General features: G+C 73.3%; 18 protein-coding genes. 13 read left to right on the forward strand and 5 right to left on the reverse strand.

Features of this window, described 5'->3' with window-relative positions; all coding sequences use genetic code 11:
- Positions 1-31: 31 nt before the first annotated feature.
- The 12 genes from MTF69_RS16010 (at position 32) to MTF69_RS16065 (ending at position 16,966) form a co-directional block, all read left to right on the forward strand.
- On the forward strand, positions 32-1,366 hold the full coding sequence (locus MTF69_RS16010) for an ABC transporter substrate-binding protein (RefSeq protein ID WP_243334926.1): 1,335 nt from the start codon (positions 32-34) through the stop codon (positions 1,364-1,366).
- A 4-nt stretch (positions 1,367-1,370) separates the two neighbouring features.
- Positions 1,371-2,333, forward strand: coding sequence for a carbohydrate ABC transporter permease (locus MTF69_RS16015; RefSeq protein WP_243334928.1), 963 nt, complete (start codon positions 1,371-1,373; stop codon positions 2,331-2,333).
- Between the two features lie 5 nt (positions 2,334-2,338).
- Positions 2,339-3,256: a carbohydrate ABC transporter permease gene (locus MTF69_RS16020; protein ID WP_243334929.1), complete on the forward strand. Its 918-nt coding sequence runs from the start codon at positions 2,339-2,341 to the stop codon at positions 3,254-3,256.
- Between the two features lie 5 nt (positions 3,257-3,261).
- A complete protein-coding gene (locus MTF69_RS16025) occupies positions 3,262-4,527 on the forward strand; it encodes a 6-phospho-beta-glucosidase (protein WP_243334930.1) in 1,266 nt (421 codons plus the stop codon).
- A complete protein-coding gene (locus tag MTF69_RS16030; RefSeq protein WP_243334931.1) occupies positions 4,518-5,531 on the forward strand; it encodes an N-acetylglucosamine kinase in 1,014 nt (337 codons plus the stop codon). The genes MTF69_RS16025 and MTF69_RS16030 overlap by 10 nt, the downstream gene beginning before the upstream one ends.
- 156 nt (positions 5,532-5,687) lie before the next feature.
- On the forward strand, positions 5,688-7,091 hold the full coding sequence (locus tag MTF69_RS16035; RefSeq protein ID WP_374323147.1) for a hypothetical protein: 1,404 nt from the start codon (positions 5,688-5,690) through the stop codon (positions 7,089-7,091).
- Between the two features lie 152 nt (positions 7,092-7,243).
- Positions 7,244-8,179 carry a glutamate ABC transporter substrate-binding protein gene (locus MTF69_RS16040; RefSeq protein WP_243335094.1) on the forward strand — a complete coding sequence of 312 codons (936 nt, stop codon included), beginning with the start codon at positions 7,244-7,246 and terminating at the stop codon, positions 8,177-8,179.
- 86 nt (positions 8,180-8,265) lie between these two features.
- Positions 8,266-9,582: a hypothetical protein gene (locus MTF69_RS16045; RefSeq protein WP_243334932.1), complete on the forward strand. Its 1,317-nt coding sequence runs from the start codon at positions 8,266-8,268 to the stop codon at positions 9,580-9,582.
- A 5-nt stretch (positions 9,583-9,587) separates the two neighbouring features.
- A complete protein-coding gene (locus tag MTF69_RS16050) occupies positions 9,588-12,335 on the forward strand; it encodes a serine/threonine-protein kinase (RefSeq protein ID WP_243335096.1) in 2,748 nt (915 codons plus the stop codon).
- A 708-nt stretch (positions 12,336-13,043) separates the two neighbouring features.
- Positions 13,044-14,492: a protein phosphatase 2C domain-containing protein gene (locus tag MTF69_RS16055; RefSeq protein WP_279345847.1), complete on the forward strand. Its 1,449-nt coding sequence runs from the start codon at positions 13,044-13,046 to the stop codon at positions 14,490-14,492.
- A 26-nt stretch (positions 14,493-14,518) separates the two neighbouring features.
- Entirely contained in the window at positions 14,519-15,844 is a 1,326-nt protein-coding gene (locus MTF69_RS16060) for a VWA domain-containing protein (RefSeq protein ID WP_243334933.1), read from the forward strand.
- Positions 15,845-15,934: 90 nt separating this feature from the next.
- Entirely contained in the window at positions 15,935-16,966 is a 1,032-nt protein-coding gene (locus MTF69_RS16065) for an FHA domain-containing protein (protein WP_243334934.1), read from the forward strand.
- 120 nt (positions 16,967-17,086) lie between these two features.
- On the opposite strand, the gene MTF69_RS16070 is transcribed toward MTF69_RS16065, so the two are convergent.
- From MTF69_RS16070 to MTF69_RS16080, 3 genes are read right to left on the reverse strand one after another with little or no spacing between them, the layout of a single operon-like run.
- Positions 17,087-17,953 carry a hypothetical protein gene (locus MTF69_RS16070; RefSeq protein ID WP_243334935.1) on the reverse strand — a complete coding sequence of 289 codons (867 nt, stop codon included), beginning with the start codon at positions 17,951-17,953 and terminating at the stop codon, positions 17,087-17,089.
- Complete coding sequence (locus tag MTF69_RS16075) at positions 17,950-18,339, reverse strand: PadR family transcriptional regulator (protein ID WP_243334936.1); 390 nt, start codon at positions 18,337-18,339, stop codon at positions 17,950-17,952. The genes MTF69_RS16070 and MTF69_RS16075 overlap by 4 nt, the downstream gene beginning before the upstream one ends.
- Positions 18,340-18,382: 43 nt before the next feature.
- The gene (locus tag MTF69_RS16080; protein WP_243334937.1) at positions 18,383-19,372 is read right to left on the reverse strand and encodes a methyltransferase domain-containing protein; all 990 of its coding nucleotides are present in this window, start codon (positions 19,370-19,372) and stop codon (positions 18,383-18,385) included.
- 117 nt (positions 19,373-19,489) lie between these two features.
- Between MTF69_RS16080 and MTF69_RS16085 the strand changes: the two genes are divergently transcribed.
- Positions 19,490-19,894: a globin gene (locus MTF69_RS16085; RefSeq protein WP_243334938.1), complete on the forward strand. Its 405-nt coding sequence runs from the start codon at positions 19,490-19,492 to the stop codon at positions 19,892-19,894.
- Between the two features lie 238 nt (positions 19,895-20,132).
- Here the strand turns inward: MTF69_RS16085 and MTF69_RS16090 are convergent, their stop codons facing one another.
- A complete protein-coding gene (locus MTF69_RS16090; RefSeq protein ID WP_243334939.1) occupies positions 20,133-20,678 on the reverse strand; it encodes a hypothetical protein in 546 nt (181 codons plus the stop codon).
- Between the two features lie 143 nt (positions 20,679-20,821).
- Positions 20,822-21,690, reverse strand: a protein-coding gene (locus MTF69_RS16095) for an IS5 family transposase (protein WP_243334940.1) whose coding sequence is annotated in 2 segments (ribosomal slippage) — positions 20,822-21,126 and positions 21,126-21,690 — 870 coding nt in all. Because the reading frame shifts where the segments join, the coding sequence is not laid out codon by codon here.
- Positions 21,691-21,714: the final 24 nt, after the last annotated feature.

Consider the following 21,714-nt stretch of genomic DNA (forward strand, 5'->3'; position numbering starts at 1 on the left):
GAAGTCCCCCCGCGCAGAGAGTGACTCCGCCATGCCCAGAATCAGCCGCCTGACCGCCGCCGCCACCGCCGTCGCCGCGATATCCGTACTCGCCACCGCGTGTGCGGGCTCCGCCTCCAACACGGCCACCGACGACCCGAACAAGGACGTCACCCTCAACTTCTGGCACGGCTGGTCCGCCCCCAGCGAGATCAAGGCCATCGAGGACAACATCGCGCGGTTCCGGAAGGCGCACCCGAACATCAAGGTCAACGTCACGGGCAACATGACGGACGACAAGATCAACCAGGCGCTGCGCGCCGGCGGGGACAAGGCCCCCGACGTGGTCGCCTCCTTCACCACCGACAGCGTCGGCAAGTTCTGCAACACCGGCGCCTTCACGGACCTGAACCCCTTCCTGGCGAAGTCCGGGATCGAGAAGGACAAGGTCTTCCCCAAGACCCTGATGCAGTACACCCAGTTCAACGGCAACCAGTGCACGCTGCCCCTGCTGAACGACGCGTACGGCCTCGTCTACAACAAGACCGCCTTCGCCGCCGCCGGGATCACCGAACCGCCCAAGACCTGGAGCCAGTTCGAGGCCGCCGCGCAGAAGCTGACGATTGCCAAGGGCGATTCGTACCAGCAGCTCGGCATCATGCCCACCTACCACGGCTACGAGACCGCCCCCCAGCGCCTGGCCGCCATGTGGAGCCCGACGTACTTCGACGCCGACGGCAAGTCCAACCTGGCCAAGGACCCCGCCTTCGCGAAGATGCTGACCGCGCAGAAGGACCTGGTCGCCAAGCTCGGCGGGTACGAGAAGCTGGAGAAGTTCCGCACCACCTTCGGTGACGAGTGGAGCGCCGAGCACCCCTTCCACCTGGGCCTGGTCGCCATGCAGATCGACGGCGAGTGGCGGGCGAACATGGCGAAGGAGGCCGGGGTGAAGTTCGAGATCGGGACCGCGCCGATGCCCGTCCCCGACGACCAGGCCGCCGACTACGGCAAGGGCTACCTCTCCGGCACGATCATGGGCATCGCCTCGGGCAGCAAGAAGCAGAACGCCGCCTGGGAGCTGACGAAGTACATGACGACCGACACCGACGCCGTCGTGGAGTTCGCCAACGCCATCCACAACGTGCCCTCCACGCTGGCCGCCCTGGAGTCGCCGAAGCTCCAGGTCAGCCCGGAGTTCAAGACGTTCATCGACATCGCCAGGCACCCGAAGTCGACCACCACCCCGGCGCAGATCGACGGCGGCACCTACCAGCTGACCTTCACGGACTTCGCGTACGCGGTCGAGAAGGGCGAGGTCGCGGACATCCCGGCCGGTCTCGCCAAGACCGACCAGCAGATCGACACGGACATCGCGAAGGCCAAGTAGCCCGATGGACGGCACCCTCTCCCCCGGACTCTCCCCCGAACTGCGCGCCAAGCGCCGCAGGTCGGCGCTGCGCACGGCGGCGTTCATGTCGCCCTGGCTGATCGGGTTCGGCGTCTTCTTCGCCTACCCGCTCGCCTCCACCGTCTACTTCTCCTTCACCAAGTACGACGGCTTCCGCCCGCCCGTCTTCAACGGTCTGGACAACTGGACCTACGTCTTCTCCGACCTCCCGATGTTCTGGCCGGCCATGCGCAACACCCTGTGGCTGGTCGTGGTCATGGTCGCCTGCCGGGTCGCCTTCGGCCTGGGCATCGGCCTGCTCATCACGAAGATCAAGCTGGGGACGGGCGTCTTCCGCACCCTGTTCTACCTGCCCTACCTGGCCCCTCCGGTGGCGGCGACCCTGGCCTTCGTCTTCCTGCTCAACCCGGGCACCGGCCCGGTGAACACCCTGCTGGACGCGGTCGGACTGCCCACGCCCGGCTGGTTCACGGACGCCTCGTGGTCCAAGCCCGCGCTGACCGCGCTCGCGGTGTGGGGGATCGGGGACCTGATGGTGATCTTCATGGCCGCGCTGCTCGACGTACCGCGCGAGCAGTACGAGGCCGCCGAGCTGGACGGAGCCGGGCCGCTGGCGCGGTTCCGCCACATCACCCTGCCGAACATCTCCCCGATCATCCTGTTCGCGGTGGTCACCGGGGTCATCCAGGCCATGCAGTTCTACACACAGCCCCTGGTGGCGGGGAAGGTGGCCTCCGGCGTGATCGGCGGCTCGGGGCAGCAGTTCGAGCCCGGATACCCCGACAAGTCCACGCTGACCCTGCCCCAGGTCATCTACAACGTCGGCTTCCAGCGCTTCGACTACGGCACCGCCTGCGCGGTCGCCCTGGTGCTGTTCGCGCTCTCCATGGCCTTCACCGCGCTGCTCATGCGGCGGCGCGGCGGGCTGATCGAGGCAGGTGACTGAGGACCATGAGCCAGACCATCACCCGCGGCGCCGAGCGCGCTCCGCGCCCCGCCCCGTCCGGTACGGCGGACTCCGCGCGGGCCCTGCGCACCGCGCGCCGCAGGGCCGCCCTGCACTGGGTCGCCGTGCACTCCCTCGGCGTCGCGGCGGCGCTCTTCTTCCTCCTCCCCTTCGTCTTCCTCTTCCTGACCTCGGTGATGAGCGACCAGCAGGCGCTGACCCGCGACCTGTGGCCGCACAGCTGGGGGTGGGGCAACTACGCGAAGGTGTGGGACACCCCCGGCTTCCTGACCTGGTGGCGCAACACCCTGATGTACGCGGGCCTCGGCACCCTGCTGAGCGTGGTCTCCTCGGTGCCCGTCGCCTACGCGCTCGCCAAGTTCCGCTTCCGCGGCCGGCGGCTGTCGCTGATGCTGGTCATCGCCATGATGATGCTGCCGCCCCAGGTGGTCGTCATCCCGATGTACCTCTTCTGGGCCAAGCAGCTGGACCTGTCCGGCACCCTGTGGCCGCTGATCATCCCGATGGCCTTCGGCGACGCCTTCTCCATCTTCCTGCTGCGCCAGTTCCTGCTGACGATCCCCGACGAGTACCTGGACGCGGCGAAGGTCGACGGCTGCGGCGACCTGCGCACCCTGCTGCGGGTGGTGCTGCCGATGGCGAAGCCCGGGATCGCGGCCGTGGCGCTGTTCCAGTTCTTCTACGCCTGGAACGACTACTTCGGCCCGCAGATCTACGCCTCGGACAACCCGGCCGCCTGGACTCTCAGTTACGGACTGGAGTCCTTCAAGGGCGCCCACCACACCAACTGGAACCTGACCATGGCGGCAACCGTGCTGGTCATGGCCCCGGTGATCGTCCTCTTCTTCTTCGCCCAGAAGGCGTTCGTCGAAGGCGTCACCCTAACTGGAGTGAAAGGCTAGTCATCATGAAACTCGCAGTGGTGGGCGGCGGTTCCACCTATACCCCCGAGCTGATCGACGGGTTCGCCCGGCTGCGCGACACCCTGCCCATCAGCGAGCTGGTGCTGATCGACCCGGCCGCCGACCGGCTGGAGCTGATCGGCGGCCTGGCCCGGCGGATCTTCGCCAAGCAGGGGCACCCCGGTCTCATCACCACCACCTCCGACCTCGACGCGGGCGTCGCCGGCGCGGACGCGGTCCTGCTGCAGCTGCGCATCGGCGGGCAGGCGGCCCGGCTCCAGGACGAGACCTGGCCGCTGGAGTGCGGCTGCGTCGGCCAGGAGACCACCGGAGCCGGCGGCCTCGCCAAGGCGCTGCGCACGGTCCCGGTGGTCCTCGACATCGCCGAGCGGGTCCGGCGCTCCAACCCGGACGCGTGGATCATCGACTTCACCAACCCGGTCGGGATCGTCACCCGCGCCCTGCTCCAGGCCGGGCACAAGGCGGTCGGGCTGTGCAACGTGGCCATCGGCTTCCAGCGCAGGTTCGCCGCGATGCTGGACCTGACGCCGGCCGACATCCACCTCGACCACGTCGGTCTCAACCACCTCACCTGGGAGCTGGGGGTGCGCAAGGGCGGCCCGGAGGGCGAGAACCTGCTGCCGCAGCTCCTCGCCCGGCACGGCGAGGCCATCGCCGCGGACCTGCACCTGCCGCGCGCGGTGCTGGACCGGCTCGGGGTGGTCCCCTCGTATTACCTGCGCTACTTCTACGCGCACGACGAGGTGGTCCGGGAGCTCGGCACCAAGCCCTCGCGGGCCGCCGAGGTCGCCGCGATGGAGAAGGAACTGCTCGGCCTGTACGGGGATCCCGCGCTGGACGAGAAGCCGGAACTGCTCGCCAAGCGGGGCGGCGCCTTCTACTCGGAGGCCGCCGTGGACCTGGCCGCGGCCCTGCTCGGCGACGGCGGGAGCGCCGTGCAGGTGGTCAACACGCTCAACAACGGCACCCTGCCGTTCCTCCCGGACGACGCGGTCGTCGAGGTGCAGGCGCGGGTAGACCGCTCCGGGGCCTCGCCGCTGGCCGTGCCCCGGCTGGACCCGCTGTACGCGGGGCTCATCTCCCACGTGACGGCCTACGAGGACCTCGCGCTGGACGCCGCGCTGCGGGGCGGCCGGGAGCGGGTCTTCAAGGCGCTGCTGGCACACCCGCTGGTGGGCCAGTTCGACCTCGCCGAGGGGCTGACGGACCGGCTGCTCGCGCACAACAAGGAGCACCTGGCATGGGCGTGAGCCGGCCCCCGAAGGCAGCCGTCCTCGCCGTCGACGCGGGCAACAGCAAGACGGACGTGGCGCTGATCGCCGCGGACGGCCGCGTCCTCGCCACCGGACGCTCGGGCGGCTTCCAGCCCCCGCGCGTCGGGGTCGAGGCGGCGCTGGACGTCCTCGGGCTGGCCGTCGCCGAGGCGGCCGCGGCCGCCGGGCTGCCGGAACCCGCGGCCGGGGCCCCGTACGCCGACCGGGTCTCGGCCTGTCTGGCCAACGCGGACCTCCCGGTGGAGGAGCTCCGGCTCGCGCAGGCCATCGGCGCGCGCGGCTGGGGCACGGCCACCGAGGTCCGCAACGACACCTTCGCGATCCTGCGGGCCGGGCTCGGCGAGGACGCCGGCGGGCCGCGCGGGGTCGCGGTGGTGTGCGGGGCGGGCATCAACTGCGTGGGCATGCTGCCCGACGGGCGCACGGCCCGGTTCCCGGCGCTCGGACAGATCTCCGGCGACTGGGGCGGCGGCGGCGGACTGGCCGCCGAGGCCATGTGGTGGGCGGCCCGCGCCGAGGACGGGCGCGGCGGCCCCACGGAGCTCGCGGGTGCCTTGCCGGGGCACTTCGGGCTGGACTCCATGTACGCGCTGATCGAGGCGGTGCACCTGGGCGCCGTCGAGCCCGTACGGATGCACGAGCTGGTGCCGGTGCTGTTCGCGGTGGCCGCGGCCGGTGATCCGGTCGCAGCGGCCCTCCTCGAGCGGCAGGCCGAGGAGGTCGTGGCACTGGCCTCGGTGGCGCTGGAGCGGCTCGGGCTGCTGGCCGAGGAGGCGCCCGTCCTGCTGGGCGGCAGCGTCCTGGCCGCCCGGCACCCGCAGTTGAACGGCCGGGTGGAGGCCCTGCTCGCCGAACGGGCCCCGCACGCCCGGGTCTCGGTGGTGACGGCCCCGCCGGTGCTGGGCGCCGGCCTGCTGGGTCTGGACGCGCTGGGGGCGGGGCCCGAGGCCTACGGGAAGTTGCGTGCCCATTTCGGGTGAACCGCGCCCGCGCCGGAACCATCTCGGCTCGCGGGGCGTAGTAGGACCGGGGGACGGATCGGGGCGGATCGTGCCCGATCCCGGACCGGGTGCTGTGGACGACCGCCACTAAGGCCATACTGCTGCGAAGCACGAAGGACCGAGGGGGAGGTCAGGGTGGCCATCACATCACGCGCACCCGCGCCCGGCGGCGTCTCGGCGCCCTCCGGGCCGCCGGCGCCGCCGCCCGACGGGCTGCCCCGGCGGGGCACCGCCTGGGCCGAGGGCGTGGAGCGGCTGCGCGCGGCCGCCACCACCGAGCCCGGCCGGCTGCGGATCGTCGGCGCTGCCCTGGCCGCGCTGGTCCTGCTGTTCGGCGCGGTGGCCGTCTGGGAGATCTCCGGCCGGGTCACCGCGGCCGACGACGTCGTGGGCCGCAGCCAGCCGCTGAGCGCCGACGCGGCGAGCATCTACCGCTCCCTCGCGGACGCCGACACCGCCTCCTCCAGCGGTTTCCTCGCGGGCGGCCAAGAGCCCCGCGAGGTCCGCAGCCGGTACGAGAAGGACATCGCCAACGCGTCCCGGCTGCTGGTGAACGCGGCCGCCAGCACCACGGCCGGCGAGGACTCCCGCAAGCAGATCACCCTGCTGAGCGAGCAGCTCCCCCGCTACGCCGGCCTGATCGAGCAGGCCAGGGCCACCAACAAGCAGGGCCTGCCGCTCGGCGGCGCCTATCTCCGGTACGCGAACGAGCAGATGAGCACCCAGCTGCTGCCCGCCGCGCAGCGGCTCTACGAGGCGGAGACGGGCCGGCTCTACAACGACTACGACGAGGCCCGTGCGCTGCCCCTGGCCTCGCTCGGGGCGGGTCTGCTCGCACTCGCCGCCCTGTTCTGGGCCCAGCGGCGCAACTACCGGCGTACGAACCGCGTCTTGAACCACGGGCTCGTCGCCGCGACCACCGCCTCGCTGGTGCTGCTGCTGTGGCTGGCCGCGGGGCACACGGTCGCCCGGTCGGGGCTGAGCGAGGCCCGCACGGACGGGCAGGAGTCGCTCAAGGTGCTCAACGACGCGCGGATCGCCTCGCTCCAGGCGCGGGCCAACGAGAACCTGACCCTGGTCTCGCGCGGCGCCGTACTGGCCGAGGACAAGAAGTCCGACAAGTACGACGTCGACTACTCGAACGACATGAAGGCCCTGGACGCGGGCCTGGCGACGGCGGCGAAGCTGGCCGACGACACGGCCGGCCGCGACCCCGTGTCCCGCGCCGCGGAAGGCGTGAAGCAGTGGAAGGAACTCCACGCGGCGGCCCGGGAGACCGACTTGAAGGGCGACTACCAGGGCGCCGTCGGGCAGGTCATCGGGGACGAGAACCACAAGAAGCCCACGGGAACCGCCTTCGACACGGTGGACGCCTCGCTGGAAGAGGCCGTGGCCCACGAGCAGCGTGAGTTCACCCGGGCGGCGCGGGACGGGCTCAGGGCGCTCGACGGTTTGGTGACAGGCACGGCGGCCCTGGCGGTCGTCGGCGCGGTGGCCGCCCTGCTCGGCATCGGGCGCAGGCTTTCGGAGTACAGGTGAGAGCGATGCCGGGACGGGTGAAGCGCGCGGGCGGCGTGTGCGAGGGGGCCCTGGCTCCCGATGCGGCCTCCGAGGGCGCCGTGGAGGTTCAGGAGGTACGCGGCCTGCGGCGGCTGACGGGCCGGCTGCGCGGCTGGGGCGGGGTCGGGGCGATGGCCGTGGCCTGCGCGCTGACGGCGGCGGCCGTGCTGCTGCCCCTGGCCCAGGCGGCCCCGGGCGGCCCGGGACCCTCCTCGCTGGTGCGCGAGCCGGCCAGGATGGCCGTCGCTCCGCAGGCCCCCGGGGACACCTGCGAGAACCCTGAGGCGAGCCTGCGCCCCAACGGGCTGGACGGCTCCGCCATCCAGCGGATCCGCGCCGCGGGCCACCTCGTCGCGGGCGTGGACCAGAACAGCTTCAAATGGGGCTACCGCAACCCGGCCGGGGAGCTCGACGGCTTCGACATCGCCCTGGTCAAGGCCATAGCGAAGGACATATTCGGTGAGGACGGCAAGGTCATCTACCGGGCCATCCCCACCAGCCAGCGCATCCCCGCGCTCAAGGACGGCACCGTCGACATCGTCGTGCGCACGATGACCGTCAACTGCAAGCGGCTTGAGGAGGTCGCCTTCTCGACGGCGTACTTCGAGGCCGGGCAGCAGGTGCTGGCCCCCAAGGGCTCGGCGATCACCGGCTACGACGCGTCGCTGAAGGGCCGCCGCATCTGCACGGCGGCCGGCTCCACGGCGGAGGCCGCGCTGGCCGCCCAGTCCTACGGCGCCGTCCCGGTCAGCGTGCCCAACCAGCTCGACTGCCTGGTCCGGCTGCAGTTGGGCGAGGTGGACGGCATCATCACCGACAACGCCCTCGCCGCCGGCCAGGCCGCGCAGGACCCCTCGGTCGCACTGGTGGGCTCCCCGTTCACCAAGGAGTTCTACGGGGTGGCCATGAACAAGGACGCCGGCGACCTGGTGCGCCGGGTCAACAAGGTGCTGGAGGACTACCGCGCGGGCGGCGGCGACAGCCCCTGGATGAAGGCCTACAAGGCCCATCTGGAGCCCGTGCTGCCCGGCGTGGGCGGCCCGCCCGTTCCCAAGTACCGGGACTGAGGCCGGTGGCGGACTCTGAGCCCGATGTCACGAGACCGGAGGCGGGATCGGTGGAGGCACATCCTTGGGGGGCGCAGCCTGCTGTGATGGACCGGGACGGTGTGGACCGTGCGCTGGCCCGGCTGGGCGCGGAGCACGAGGCCGTCGAGACCTCGTTGCTCGCGCTCCAGGACCACGCGGGCCGGCGGCTCCTGGAGGGCGCCGGGCTGACCGGGCTCACCAAGGAGCGGTGGGCCGAGGCCGATGCGGCCATCACCCGGCTGTGGCGGTACTTCGACGCCTACAGCGGGGCGCTGGGCGCCGCCCGGGAGATCCGCGAGCGGCGTCGCTGGCCGAGCCGCGAGGACCTGGTCGAGCTGACCGACCGGCTGCGCGGGCCCGGGGTGCTGATCTCCGGCGCCGCGGTGGAGGGCGTCCCGCTCGCGGAGCGGTTCTCCCTCGCCGAGCTGGTGTCCCGCATGAACGAGCTCTACGCGGGCTCCCTGGACGTGGTGGTCGCCGCAGACTCCGTCTGGTCGGCGCTGCCCGCCCGGATCGACCTCCTCTCCGCCGAACTGCACCGCACCCGCGCCCTCGCCCACTCGGTGGGTGTCCGGCCGGGGGAACACCCCTCGGGGGACGACCTGGAGGCCATCACGGCCGAGCTGGCGGACCTGCGGGCCCGGGTGATCGAGGACCCGCTGGCGTTCTGGTCCGCGGTGGCCGGGAGCTCGGCGCCGGGCGGCGGCCGTCCGGACACCGGGCGCTACGACCGGGCCGCGCTCGCGCTGGAGGACGTGCGCCGGGAGGTCGAAGCGGTGCTCGCCGTCCGGCAGGACGCCGAGCAGCGGCTGATCGGCCTGCGCGACGTGCTCTCGCGGGCCGACCGGACCCTCGCGGAGGCCCGGGTGGCCCGCGGCGAGGTGCTGGCGAAGATCGCGGCGTCCGAGGTGCCGGCGGTGAGCGGTCCGCCGACGGCGCTGCAGGAGCAGCTCTCCGCGGCGGCGGAGTACCGGCGCCGGGCCCAGTGGCACCGGCTGTCGCCCCTGCTGGAGTCCTTGGAAGAGCGGGCCGAGGAGGAACTGCGACGGGCCCGCGAATCGTTGACCGCGGTGACGGCGCCGCTGGCGGTACGGGCGGAGCTGCGCGGACGGCTCGACGCCTACAAGGCGAAGGTGGCCCGGCTGGGCATGGCGGAGGATCCGCTGCTGACGGAGCGGTACGACACGGCCCGGCGGATGCTGTGGAGCGCGCCCTGCGATCTGCGGGCCGCCGAGCAGGCGGTGCTGCGCTACCAGTGGGCGACGGCCGAGGCGCTGCCGGCGCAGCAGCAGGACCAGCGGGATCAGTGGGATCAGCGGGATCAGCAGGGGCACCGACCGGTGCGTGAGTGGCCCGACGGGCCTAGGGAGGGGGACGCGTGAGTCTGATCGGAACGGCGTGCATGCGCCCCGGCTGCCCGGGGACGTACGAGGACATGGGCGGCGGCGAGGTCTACTGCGACACCTGCGGGCTGGCGCCGGCCGGCGCCGTCGCGGCGGGCGCCGAGGAGCTGGTGTCCGTACCGACGGCGATGACGAGCGCGGCCCGCCACGGGGACTCGCAGGGGTCGAACGGATCCCAGGGCTCGCACGGGTCCGGGCGGTCCTCCTCCTCGTCCTCCTCACGGGCCTCGCGCTCGTCGCGGTCGTCTTCCTCCCGGCGCTCCGTGTCCGGCCGGCTCTCGCGCGCGCTCTCGGGAGCCGCGTCCACCCGGTCGGTGTCGGTGCGCAGTTCGGGGTCGGCCGCCTCGGTGTCGGGCCGCAGCCGGCTGGGAGCCGGGCTGGTCAACGTACCGGAGGTGCCTCGTCCGGATCCCTCCGCGGCGGTACTGGAGAACCCGGAGGTCCCGGAGCGCAAGCGGTTCTGCTCGCGCTCGGACTGCGGGGCGCCCGTGGGCCGGGCCCGAGGCGAGCGGCCGGGGCGGACAGAAGGTTTCTGCACCAAGTGCGGGCACCCGTACTCCTTCGTGCCCAAGCTGCGCGCGGGCGACCTCGTCCACGGCCAGTACGAGGTCGCGGGCTGTCTCGCACACGGCGGGCTGGGCTGGGTCTACCTCGCGGTGGACCGGGCCGTGTCGGACCGGTGGGTGGTGCTCAAGGGCCTGCTGGACACCGGGGACCAGGACGCGATGGCGGCCGCGATCTCCGAGCGGCGCTTCCTCGCGGAGATCGAGCACTCCAACATCGTGCGGATCTACAACTTCGTGGAGCACCTGGACCAGCGGACCGGTTCGCTGGACGGGTACATCGTCATGGAGTACGTGGGCGGCAAATCGCTCAAGGAGATCGCCAACGAGCGGCGCCGGCTGGACGGCCGCCGCGACCCGCTGCCCGTGGAGCAGGCGTGCGCGTACGGCATCGAGGCGCTGGAGGCGCTCGGCCACCTGCACAGCAGGAACCTCCTGTACTGCGACTTCAAGGTCGACAACGCCATCCAGCAGGCCGACCAGCTGAAGCTGATCGACATGGGCGCGGTCCGGCGGATGGACGACGAGGAGTCGGCCATCTACGGCACCGTCGGCTACCAGGCGCCGGAGGTCGCGGAGCTCGGCCCGTCGGTCGCCTCCGACCTGTACACGGTGGCGCGCACGCTGGCCGTGCTGACCTTCGACTTCCAGGGCTACACGAACGTGTTCGTGGACTCGCTGCCCGACCCGGAGCACATCGAGGTCTTCGGGCGGTACGAGTCCTTCTACCGGCTGCTGGTACGGGCCACCGACCCGGATCCGGGACGGCGGTTCGCGTCCGCGCAGGAGATGGCGGACCAGCTGACGGGGGTGCTGCGGGAGGTCGTCGCGCTCCAGACGGGCCAGCCGAGGCCCCAGGTCTCCACCCTCTTCGGGCCCGAGCTGCGGGTTCCGGACGACCGGCTGTTCACCGACGACACGTCGGGCGGGCACGTGTCCCGGCTGGGCGAGCGGCCCGTGAAGCGGTGGCGGGCGGGCCGGGGTCCGGCCCCGGCGCGGGTCCCGGCCGCCGTCCCCGGACCGGCCCCGGCTCCTGATGCGGCCTCCGCGGCGGCGGGGGCGGGGGCGGGGGCTCCCGCCGCTCCTCCTTCGGCTTCGCCGATCACGGGGTACGGCACGACCGGGCTGGTCACCACGGCGACGCACCGGGCCGCCGGTCCCGGCGTGCCGGCCCCGCGCCGGGCCCCGGCGGCCGCGCCCCTGCCACCCGTGGGGATCACCGCCTCACGGCGGCCGGAGCTGTCCACGCTGGACACCCGTGAGGCGGCGCTGGCGCTGCCCGTGCCGCTGGTCGACGCCGCGGACCCCAACGCCGGTTTCCTGGCGGGCCTGCTGGCCTCCGCGCCGGCCGACCTGCTGGCCGCGCTGGGCTCGGCGCCGGCCGAATCCGCGGAGCTGCGGCTGCGGGAGCTGCGGGCCCGGATCGAACTGGGCGGTACCGACGCGCCGCTCGTCGCCGAGGCACTGACCCGGCTGGAGGCGCGGCACCCCGACGACTGGCGCGTGGTGTGGGCCCGGGGCATCGCCTCGCTGGCCGTCGGGGAGGACGAGACGGCCGCCCTGTCCTTCGACGCCGTCTACGACGCCTTCCCGGGCGAGCCGGCGCCGAAGCTGGCGCTGGGGCTGTGCGCGGAGGTGCTGGGGCAGTTGGACAACGCCGCCGAGTACTACCGGCTGGTGTGGGCCACGGACCCCGGGTTCGTCGGGGCGGCGTTCGGGCTGGCCCGGGTGCAGCTGGCCGCCGGGGACCGGGCCGGAGCCGTGCGCACGCTGGAATCCGTACCGGAGGCCTCGATCCACCACACCGCCGCGCGGGTGGCGGCCGTACGGGCACGCCTGCGCGACCGGTCTCCCGAGGAGGCGCTGCTGGCCGATCTGTCGGCGGCCGCGGCCCAGGTGGAGGCGCTGGGGCGGTTCGGCCTGGACTCGGTGCGCCACGAGCGGCTCAGGGCGGAAGTTCTGGGCTCGGCGCTGGACTGGGTACTGTCGGGCAGCCGGGGTTCCGACCCCGGCCGTACCTCGCTGCTCGGCTGCCAACTGGACGAGCGGGGGCTGCGCTTCGGCCTGGAGCGCTCGTTCCGCGTGCTGGCACGGCTGGCGCAGCGGGGCGAGGAGAGGATCGAACTGGTGGAGCGGGCAAACCGTTTCCGTCCCCGGACGTGGGTGTGATTGATGTCGATGCATCGGCTGTCGGGCTGCCCCAGCTGCGCGGAACCGCTGGAAGAGGGTGATCGTTTCTGCGGCCTCTGCGGCTACGCCCTCACCACCGCCGCCCCCACGGAGCCCCGACCCCCGCAACGAACGACGCCCCCCGCACCCCCGGCGCCTCCGGCGCCCCCGATGAGCACACCGCCCGCGATCCCGGCGGGCGCGGCGGGTGTGGGCGCGCAGGGTCCGGCCTCGATGGATCCGGCTGCGCCGGGGCGGGGCTCGGCAGGCCCGGGCCCGGCAGGTCCGGCTGCGCCGGGGCTGGGCTCGGCGGGCGCGGGCGCGGCGGGTCCGGCTGCGCCGGGGCTGGGCTCGGCAGGCCCGGGCGCGGCGCAGCCGGCTGCACCGGGGCGGGGCTCGGCGGGGCTCGGCTCTGCGGGCCCGGGCGCGGCGCTGCCGGCTGTGCCGGTGACCCCGGCGCCAGCAGCACCGCCCGCTCCGGCCGGGGCGGATCCGGCTGCGCCGATCATCCCGGCGACGGCTGCTGCTCACGCGGGCGCCGCCGGCCGGGCCACCCCTGCGGGCGGGGTCCCGGCCACGCGCGGGCGCCCGTCGCCCGACGAAGCCCTCGCGCCCCGGCACTCCGGCGGCTACGCCGAACCGGCGGCCCCCGGGTACGCCGGCGAGGCCGCGCCCGGCTGGGGCAGCGTCTCCACCGCCGCGCCCACCCTGGTGTCGGGCCCCACGGGCTGGTCCGACCCCGCCTCCCCGGTCGCCCCCCACGGCACGCCTCCGGCCCCCGAGGGCCCGTACGCCGCACCCTCTCAGGGCTGGCACCCGGCGGACACCTCCCCCTACGGCGCGAGCGCACAGGGCACGGGTCCCGCGGGCGGATCCGGCCACGACGGCCACGACGCGTACGGCACACCGAGCCCGGGGGAACACGCCTCCCCGTACCACCACGCCGCCCGGCAGGGACAACACCCCGGCGGCGAAGCCCCGTACGGCAACCCGACAGGCGGGCACGACCCCGGCCGGCGCGACACCGGCCCGCAGGCACCCGGCTCCCAGGGACCGGGCCCGGGCCCCGAAGCCCCGTACGGCGGCCGCCCCGCCCCGCAGGCCGGGCACCACGGCGGCGAAGCCCCGTACGGCGACGGCGCCGCAGGCCAGGGCCGCGTCCCCGGGGGCGAAGCCCCCCACGTCCCGCAGGGGGAGGCCGGCGGGAAGACCTGTGTGGCCTGCCGCGCCGGGCGGGTGGACACCGACGGGTACTGCGAGCACTGCGGCCACGCGCAGCCCCGGGAGCGGGACCACCTCGAAGAGGAGCTCGGGAGCGTCGCCGCCGTCAGCGACCGCGGGCTGCGCCACCACCGCAACGAGGACTCCTTCGCCGTGGCGGCCACCGCGCTGCCCGACGGCTCCGCCGCCACCGTGGCGATCGTCTGCGACGGCGTCTCCTCCGCCAGCCGCCCCGACGAGGCCTCCGCGGCCGCCGCCGGAGCCGCCAACGAGGCGCTGCTCGACGCCCTCCCCCGTGGCGCCCACCCCCAGGAGGCCATGCACGAGGCGATCCTGGCCGCCGCCGCCGCGGTGAACGCCCTCGCCCCCGAGGTGCCCGGCGCCCAGAACGCCCCCGCCTGCACCCTGGTCGGCGCCGTGGTCAGCCGCGGCCTGCTGACCATCGGCTGGGTCGGCGACAGCCGTGCGTACTGGGTCCCCGACGACCGCGCCGCCCTGCCCCGCCGCCTCACCGAGGACGACTCCTGGGCCGCCCAGATGGTCGCGGCGGGCCTGATGGGGGAGGCCGAGGCCTACGCCGACGTCCGCGCGCACGCCATCACCGGCTGGCTCGGGGCCGACGCCTACGACCTGGAACCGCACACCGCCACCTTCAAGCCCGACCACGACGGCGTGGTCGTGGTCTGCACCGACGGCCTGTGGAACTACGCCGAGTCCGCGCGCGACATGGCCCAGGTGCTCCCGTACGACGCCGCCGTCCGGCCCCTGCACAGTGCGCAGGTCCTGGTGGGGCACGCCCTGGACGGCGGCGGGCACGACAACGTGACCGTGGCCGTCGTCCCCTTCGCCGCGACCCCGCCGACCGCCCAGACCCCGCCGCCCCCGTCCGCAGGCCCGGAAGGCCCCGGCCCCGCCGCCCCGCAGGCCCAGGCCTGATCCCCGTCCCCGAGGAGTAGCGACCGATGGCGAACTTCGCCAAGCCGAGCGCCCCGCGCTTCAGCGTGGAGGTGTACCAGAACGAGTTCCTCGCCGAGGGCGCCCGCGACGTCCACGCCATCGTCACGGTCACCTCCACCGGCGGTGCCACGGCCACCCGGACGTCCGTCGCCCCCGGCGGCGCCGCCGTGGTGATCATGGTCGACTGCTCCGGCTCCATGGAGTACCCGCCCGACAAGATGCGCGGCGCCCGCGAGGCGACGGCCGCCGCCGTCGACACCCTCCGCGACGGCACCGCCTTCGCCGTGATCGCCGGTACCCACGTGGCCAGGGAGGTGTACCCCCGCCAGGGCCGCCTCGCCATCGCCGACGCGGCCACCCGCGCCCAGGCCAAGGAGGCCCTGCGCGGCCTCACCTCCGGCGGCGGCACCGCCATCGGCACCTGGCTGCGCCTCGCCGACGGCCTGCTGCACGGGTCCACCGCGGCGATCCGGCACGGGATCCTGCTCACCGACGGCCGCAACGAACACGAGGACCCGGCCGTGCTCCGCGCGACGCTCGACGCCTGCGCGGGCCGTTTCACCTGTGACGCCCGGGGCGTGGGAACCGACTGGGAGGTCAAGGAGGTCACCGGCATCGCGAGCGCGCTGCTCGGCACTGCCGACATCGTGGCCGATCCGGCCCGGCTGACCGAGGACTTCACGCACATGATGGAGAAGGTCATGGGCAAGGAAGTGGCGGACGTCTCACTGCGTCTGTGGACCCCGGTGGGCGCGGAGGTCCTGTACGTCAAGCAGGTCGCTCCCGCCGTGCAGGACCTGACCGGCCGCCGCACGGAGGCGTCCCCGCGCGCCGGGGACTATCCGACGGGTTCCTGGGGCGACGAGTCCCGCGAGTACCACGTGTGCGTACGGGTCCCCGGCGCCTCCGTCGGCCAGGAGATGCTCGCCGCCCGCGCCGCCCTGCTCATGCCGGGGGCGCCCGGTGAGGACCCGGCCGTACTCGCCCAGGGCCTGGTCCGCGCCGTCTGGACGGACGATCTCGCCGCGTCCACCGCCATCAACCCGCAGGTGGCCCACTACACCGGGCAGGCGGAGCTCGCGCAGGCCATCCAGCAGGGCCTGGAGGCCCGCAAACTGGGGGATGTCGGCGGGGCCACGGCCAAGCTCGGCCGGGCCGTGCAGCTGGCGAGTTCCTCGGGCAACGCCGACACCGCCAAGCTGCTCGCGAAGGTGGTGGATGTCGTCGATGCGGCGGCGGGTACTGTGCGGCTGAAGGCAAAGGTCGCCGACGCGGACGAGATGACACTAGAAACGCGTTCCACTCAAACCGTTCGAGTGCGAAAATCTTGACGTAAAGCTTGACGCTCTGATCAGACGCGAATCAGACGCGAAGAAGAAGACCCTGCCTCGTAGACGCAGGAAGAAGGAGGAAGCGCCGCGATGCCGACCTGCCCGAACGGGCACCAGTCCGCCTCCGACGACTGGTGCGAGGTCTGCGGCCACCGCATGGCCGCCCCTACGGGCACCCCCGGGGCGCCCTCCTACGGCTACGGCTACCCTCCCACCGGCGAGCCGACCGCACAGGCCGAGCTCTGCCCGCAGTGCCGGACCCCGCGCGAGGCCATGGCCCCGTTCTGCGAGGAGTGCCGGTACAACTTCCTGACCCGTACGGCGACCTCGTACACCCCTCTCTCCCCGGACCTGCCCCAGCCGCCCCCGCCGCCGGGCATGCCCGCGGCTCCGCAGGCGTACTCCCAGGACCACTTCGACTACCAGGGCTCGCGGCCCTCCCGGGTCAACCGCCCGGCCGAGCCGCTGCAGCGCGAGGACGACTGGATGCTGCCGCCCCCGGGGCGCCAGGACTACCAGCAGCCCCCGTACCAGCAGCAGCCGCCGCCCCCGCAGCAGCAGCAGGCGCAGCAGCAGCAGGCGCAGCAGGCCCCGCCGGGGTACCCGCAGCAGCAGCCTTCGCGGACCGGGCAGTACCAGCCGCCCCCGCACCACCAGCAGCAGGCGCCTCCGCCCCAGCAGTCGTACCAGCAGCAGCCCTACCAGCCCCAGGGCGGCGGCTCCTGGTCCGCGACCATCGGTCCGGACCGCACGTACTTCATGGCGATGATGCGGCGCAGCGGCCCCGAGGCGGCCGGGCTCGACCTGCCCGCCTACTCCCCCGAGCAGCACCTCCCGCTCTCCGGCGGCCAGATCACCATCGGCCGCCGCCGCGCCTCGACGGGCGAGTCCCCCGACATCGACCTGTCGGTGCCCCCGGAGGACCCGGGCGTCTCGCACCAGCACGCGGTGCTCGTCCAGCAGCCCGACGGCAGCTGGGCCGTGGTGGACCAGAACTCCACCAACGGCACCACGATCAACGACGGCGAGGACTCGATCCAGCCCTACGTTCCGGTGCCGCTCGCCGACGGCGACCGCGTCCACGTCGGTGCCTGGACCACGATCACCGTCCGGCACGGCTGACCCTGCACGGCTGACCCGCCACGGAGCGGGTCCGAACACGCCGAGGACCTCCGGCTCGGTGGGCTGCTCAGCAGCCCACCGCACCGGAGGTCCTCGTCTTTTCGCGCCAGGTACGGCGGCCTAGCTCCCGACCAGCGGGTCCCGCGCACCCCGCCGTCGCCGTACGCCCACCGTCGCTGCGGCGGCCAGCAGCAGCACGAGCAGGCCGGCGAGCACGAGCGGCTCGACCGTCCCGGGCCACCCCCCGAGGAACAGGAACGGCAGCCCTGCCAGCAGGACGGCCGGCGCGGTGCGCAGTCGGGCGAACCCCTGCCGCCCGGTCAGCAGCAGCCCGGCGGCCACCGGCACGACGAAGCGCAGCTGCGTGAGCGGGTACGACAGCGGAACCACCATCACCGTGCCCATCAGCACCACCGCCCACGTCATGGCGGCGACCACCCCGGTTCCCGTGCGGATGCGCGCAGCCGGTCGCACGTCGGGCGGGCACGCCACCGCCACCAGGGCGAGGACGAGCATCGGACCGGCGAAGAGCACCATGCCGCCGACACCCATCCGGGGCGCGCCGGCCGCGAGCTGCGCGACCACGCCCGCCAGCGCGATCCAGCTGCCCGCCGACCAGCGTCCGGCCAGTCCGAGGAACGCACCGAGCACGGTGACGAGGTACGCCGCCACCAGCGCGGCGAAGGCCGGGCCGACCTCGCCCGGCTCTGCGGAGAACAGGGCGGAGCGCATCACTCCGGCCCAGCTCAGCGCGCTCGCCCCGACCGCGATCAGGGCGAACGGCGCCAGCGCGGCCAGCAGCCGTCCGGCGCGCCCGCCCGAGCCGAGCCCGAGCCGCATGCGCAGGGCGTGCCCGAGGACATCGGCGCCCTCGCGCACCCGGGCCGGCGTCCCGGCCTCCCGGGTGGCCTCCCGGAACGCTTCGGAGATCTCGTCGCCGAACTCCCGCCGGTAGGCGGCGGGATACAGCCTCACCAGCGCGGTCACGAGCCCACCACCGCGCCGCCGCCGGAGAAGGAGGCGCTGAAGGAGGCGCCGGGGGAGGCCGCGGCGCCGCCGAGCCCCAGCCGCCGGGTGGCCTCCTGCGCGGTGCGCGCGAGCCGGGCCGCCTCGGCGGCCAGGGTCTCCCGCCCGCGCGGGGCGAGCGCGTAACTGCGCCGCCTGCGCCCGTCGACCACCTCTTCCTCGTGGACGGCGATGAGTTCTTGTTCCAGGAGCCGCTCCAGGGCCCCGTACAGCGTGCCGGTGCGCATCTTGGTGCGGCCTTCCGAAATCTTCTCGACCTCCTGGGCGATCGCGTAACCGTGCCGTGGGGCATCGGCGATCGCCGTGAGGATCAGCAGGGTCGGCTCGCGGAGAGCTTGATCATTCACACCCCGACCATAGCTCGGCAACCGGCATATGCCGATGGCCGACCTATGACTCCCCCTCCGTCTCCCCCAGGGGCCACACGTAGGGCCCCTGCGGATCGTCCAGCCAGGACCACTGCCCCGCCTCGCCGACCGTCACCCCGAAGCGCTCGCGCCCAGGCCGGTCCTCGCGCCGCCACAAGTCCAGTGCCTCCCTCGGGTGGAGCGCGCCCGAGGTGAGCAGCAGCATGAACTGGAAGCGCTCGTTCTCCACCAGCTCGTACGGGAGCCCCTGCGGCATCCCGTACGTGCCCGGCGGCGCGGCCGTGGCCCCGCGCAGCGGCACGAAGTAGGCCGAGGTGTGCAGGAAGCGGCCCTCGGCGAAGCCGGCGTCCCGCACCGTGAGCGCGATCAGCCCGGTCGACAGCGGGGCCAGGATCCGGGCCCCGGGCCTGCACTGGCCCAGCCAGGCGGGCGGGATCAGCGGAATCGTGCAGGTCACCAGGATCCGGTCGAAGGGGGCGCGGGCGGGGCAGCCCCGCGCCCCGTCGCCGGTGACCACCACCGGGTGGTAGCCGAGCTCGGCCAGGTGCGCGCGCGCCGACTCGGTGATCTCCTCGTCCAGGTCCACGGTGGTGACCAGCCCGTCGCCGAGCCGGTGGCACAGCAGGGCGGCGTTGTAGCCGGTGCCCGCGCCGATCTCCAGCACGTTGTCCCCGTCGCGCACCTCCAGGGCCTCCAGCATCTTCGCCATCAGCGAGGGCTGGCTGCTGGAGGAGACCAGCTCGCCGTCGCGCAGCCGGGTGGCGAGCGGGGTGTCGGTGTAGACCCCGCGCAGCCAGCGGGCCCGCTGTTCGGGGTCGGGGTCCTCGCCCCAGACCCGCTCGTGTCCGGCGCCGCGGCCCGTGTAGAAGTACGGGACGAACACATGCCGGGGCACGGCGGCAAAGGCCGCCCGCCAGCGCGGATCCTCCAGCGCCCCGGCGGCGGTCAGCTCCCGTATCTGGGCGGCGTGCGCGGTCTCCCGCACGTCGCGTACCTCGGGGTGTGCGCCCATGTCTCCACTGTCCTGCGGACACCGCCCGGGTGCGACCGCGCTCCGAGTGCGCTGCGGCCGTGAAGGGCCGGTCCTAGGACCGGCGTCCTCCGTCCGGGCGTCTGAGACGATGGTCGGGTGAATGAGATTCCGCGGGGCACGGTCCAGGAGCAGACCTTCTACGAACTGGTGGGCGGCGAGGACACCTTCCGCCGTCTGGTCCACCGCTTCTACCAGGGGGTCGCCGAGGACCCGCTGCTGCGCCCGATGTACCCGGAGGGGGACCTCGGTCCCGCCGAGGAGCGGTTCGCGCTGTTCCTGATGCAGTACTGGGGCGGCCCGAACACCTACAGCGAGAACCGCGGCCACCCGCGCCTGCGCATGCGGCACGCGCCCTTCCAGGTGGACGCCGCCGCGCACGACGCGTGGCTGGCCCACATGCGGGTGGCGGTGGACGAGCTCGCCCTCGCGCCGGAGCACGAGGCACAGCTGTGGCGGTACCTGACGTACGCCGCCGCGTCGATGATCAACACCGCGGGCTAGCCCGTACGAGGGCCCTCGCGGGGTCCCGTACGGCGCGGGCGGCTAGGGCCTGTTTTAGAAGTTGCTGGTGTGCTGGCTGGTGTCCTGTGCGGCTGGAGGCTGCACCTTTCGGCGATCGTGACCAGCGAGGTGCAAGGTTCACCTGGTCGACCGACGCGGAGATCGTGCAGACCCACCTTGCATTTTCGGCGGCCGCGTCCCGTCGCGCACCGTATCCCGCTCTATGAATCCGCAGCCGTCATCGCAGGGGCGCGTCCGCGGGGAGGCCGAAGTGCCGGCGGGCGGCGACGGCGGGATCCGCCCACTTGGTGCCTATCAGGCGGTACACCTCTTCCCTGGCCTGCTTCGACCAGCGCTTCTTCCAGGCCTCCGGTTCGGGGCCATCCGGGTACTCTTCGCTCGCGCGGACCCGGGGGCCGTCCAGCTCGATGAGCCACTGACCCACCTGACCGAACGCCTCCACCAGTTCCATACCCACGCGCTCAAACGTCGTGCAGTGGGCGAGCACCCCGACGCTCGACACGCCCTTCGCCGGCATCGGGGTGACCTCGATGATCCGCACGTCGCAGAAATAGCGGAGCTCCCACCCCGGATGCTCGCCGTAGTGCTTCGGAAGGGAAGCTCGACTGTTCAGAGTCGCGGCCAGAGACTCCTGGATCACTGGCTGCATCGTGCGCACGAACTCCGGGTCCAAGGGCTGGAGCGGCGGTGTCGGCTCCTCGCATCCAGTCGACGCCAGCGCCAGCGCCAGCACCGCCCCCCACAGTCCCGATCTTCGTCTCATTCCCCTCCAGACGCGCCATGCCGCTGTCCGGTTGCACCTGTCCGCTCCCAGTGAAGGCCGCTGGCTTGTGCAGCCCCAGGCCAAAGGCCAACCCGACCTATGCAAGGTCAGTCGGCACAGGACAGGTGGGTCGTCCGGGGAGGTCACAGCCATTCGTTGATCGCGGCGATGAGGACCGTGGCTTCGAAGCGGACAGAGAGCTTGTCGAACCGGGTGGCCACCGCCCGGTTCCGCTTCAGCCGGTTGATGCCGCACTCGACCGCATGCCGGGCCTTGTAGTCCTCACGGTCGAAGGCCGGAGGCCTCCCGCCCGACATCCCCCGGCGCTTACGGTGACCGGCCTGATCGGCAGGTTCCGGAATGGTGCAACGGATCCCGCGCCGCCGGAGATAGGCACGGTTCGCACGCGATGAGTAGGCCTTGTCGGCCCGCACCCGCAACGGGCGGACCGGGGCCGGCCCAGGCCGAGACGAGGGACCCGGATAGCTTCCAGCACCGCCGTGAACTGCGGGCTATCTCCCCGCTGACCGGCTGTCACCAGCAGCGATAACGGCCGCTGGCCTTGCTCACAGGCTAGGTGAATCTTCGTGGTCCAGCCCCCGCGGGACCGACCCAAACCGTGATCACCGGGTTCGGACCGGTGGCCGCCCGGCGGCTCCTTCTGGGCTTGACCGTCCCGACGGGCGCCGGCCGCGTGTTGATGGGCCCGGCAGATCGTGGAGTCGACGTTCACGTCCCAGGTGATCAGCCCGACGGCATCCGCCCGGGCCTGCAACCCGGTCAGCACCGACGACCAGACGCCACTGCGCTGCCAGCGCCGGAACAGCCCATAGACCGTCTGCCACGGACCGTATTCCGTGGGCAGATCACGCCACGGAGCGCCGGTCCGCACCCGCCAGCGGATTCCGTCGATCAACCGCCGCCGGCACACCGACGGCCTGCCCAACCCCGCGACCGGCAACAACGGCCCCAGCACCGCCCACTGGTCATCTGAAAGATCCCCTCGCCCCACACCCAGATCATCGCGGCGCGAGGC

The organism is Streptomyces sp. AP-93 (assembly GCF_022808175.1).
Taxonomy (GTDB): Bacteria; Actinomycetota; Actinomycetes; order Streptomycetales; family Streptomycetaceae; genus Streptomyces.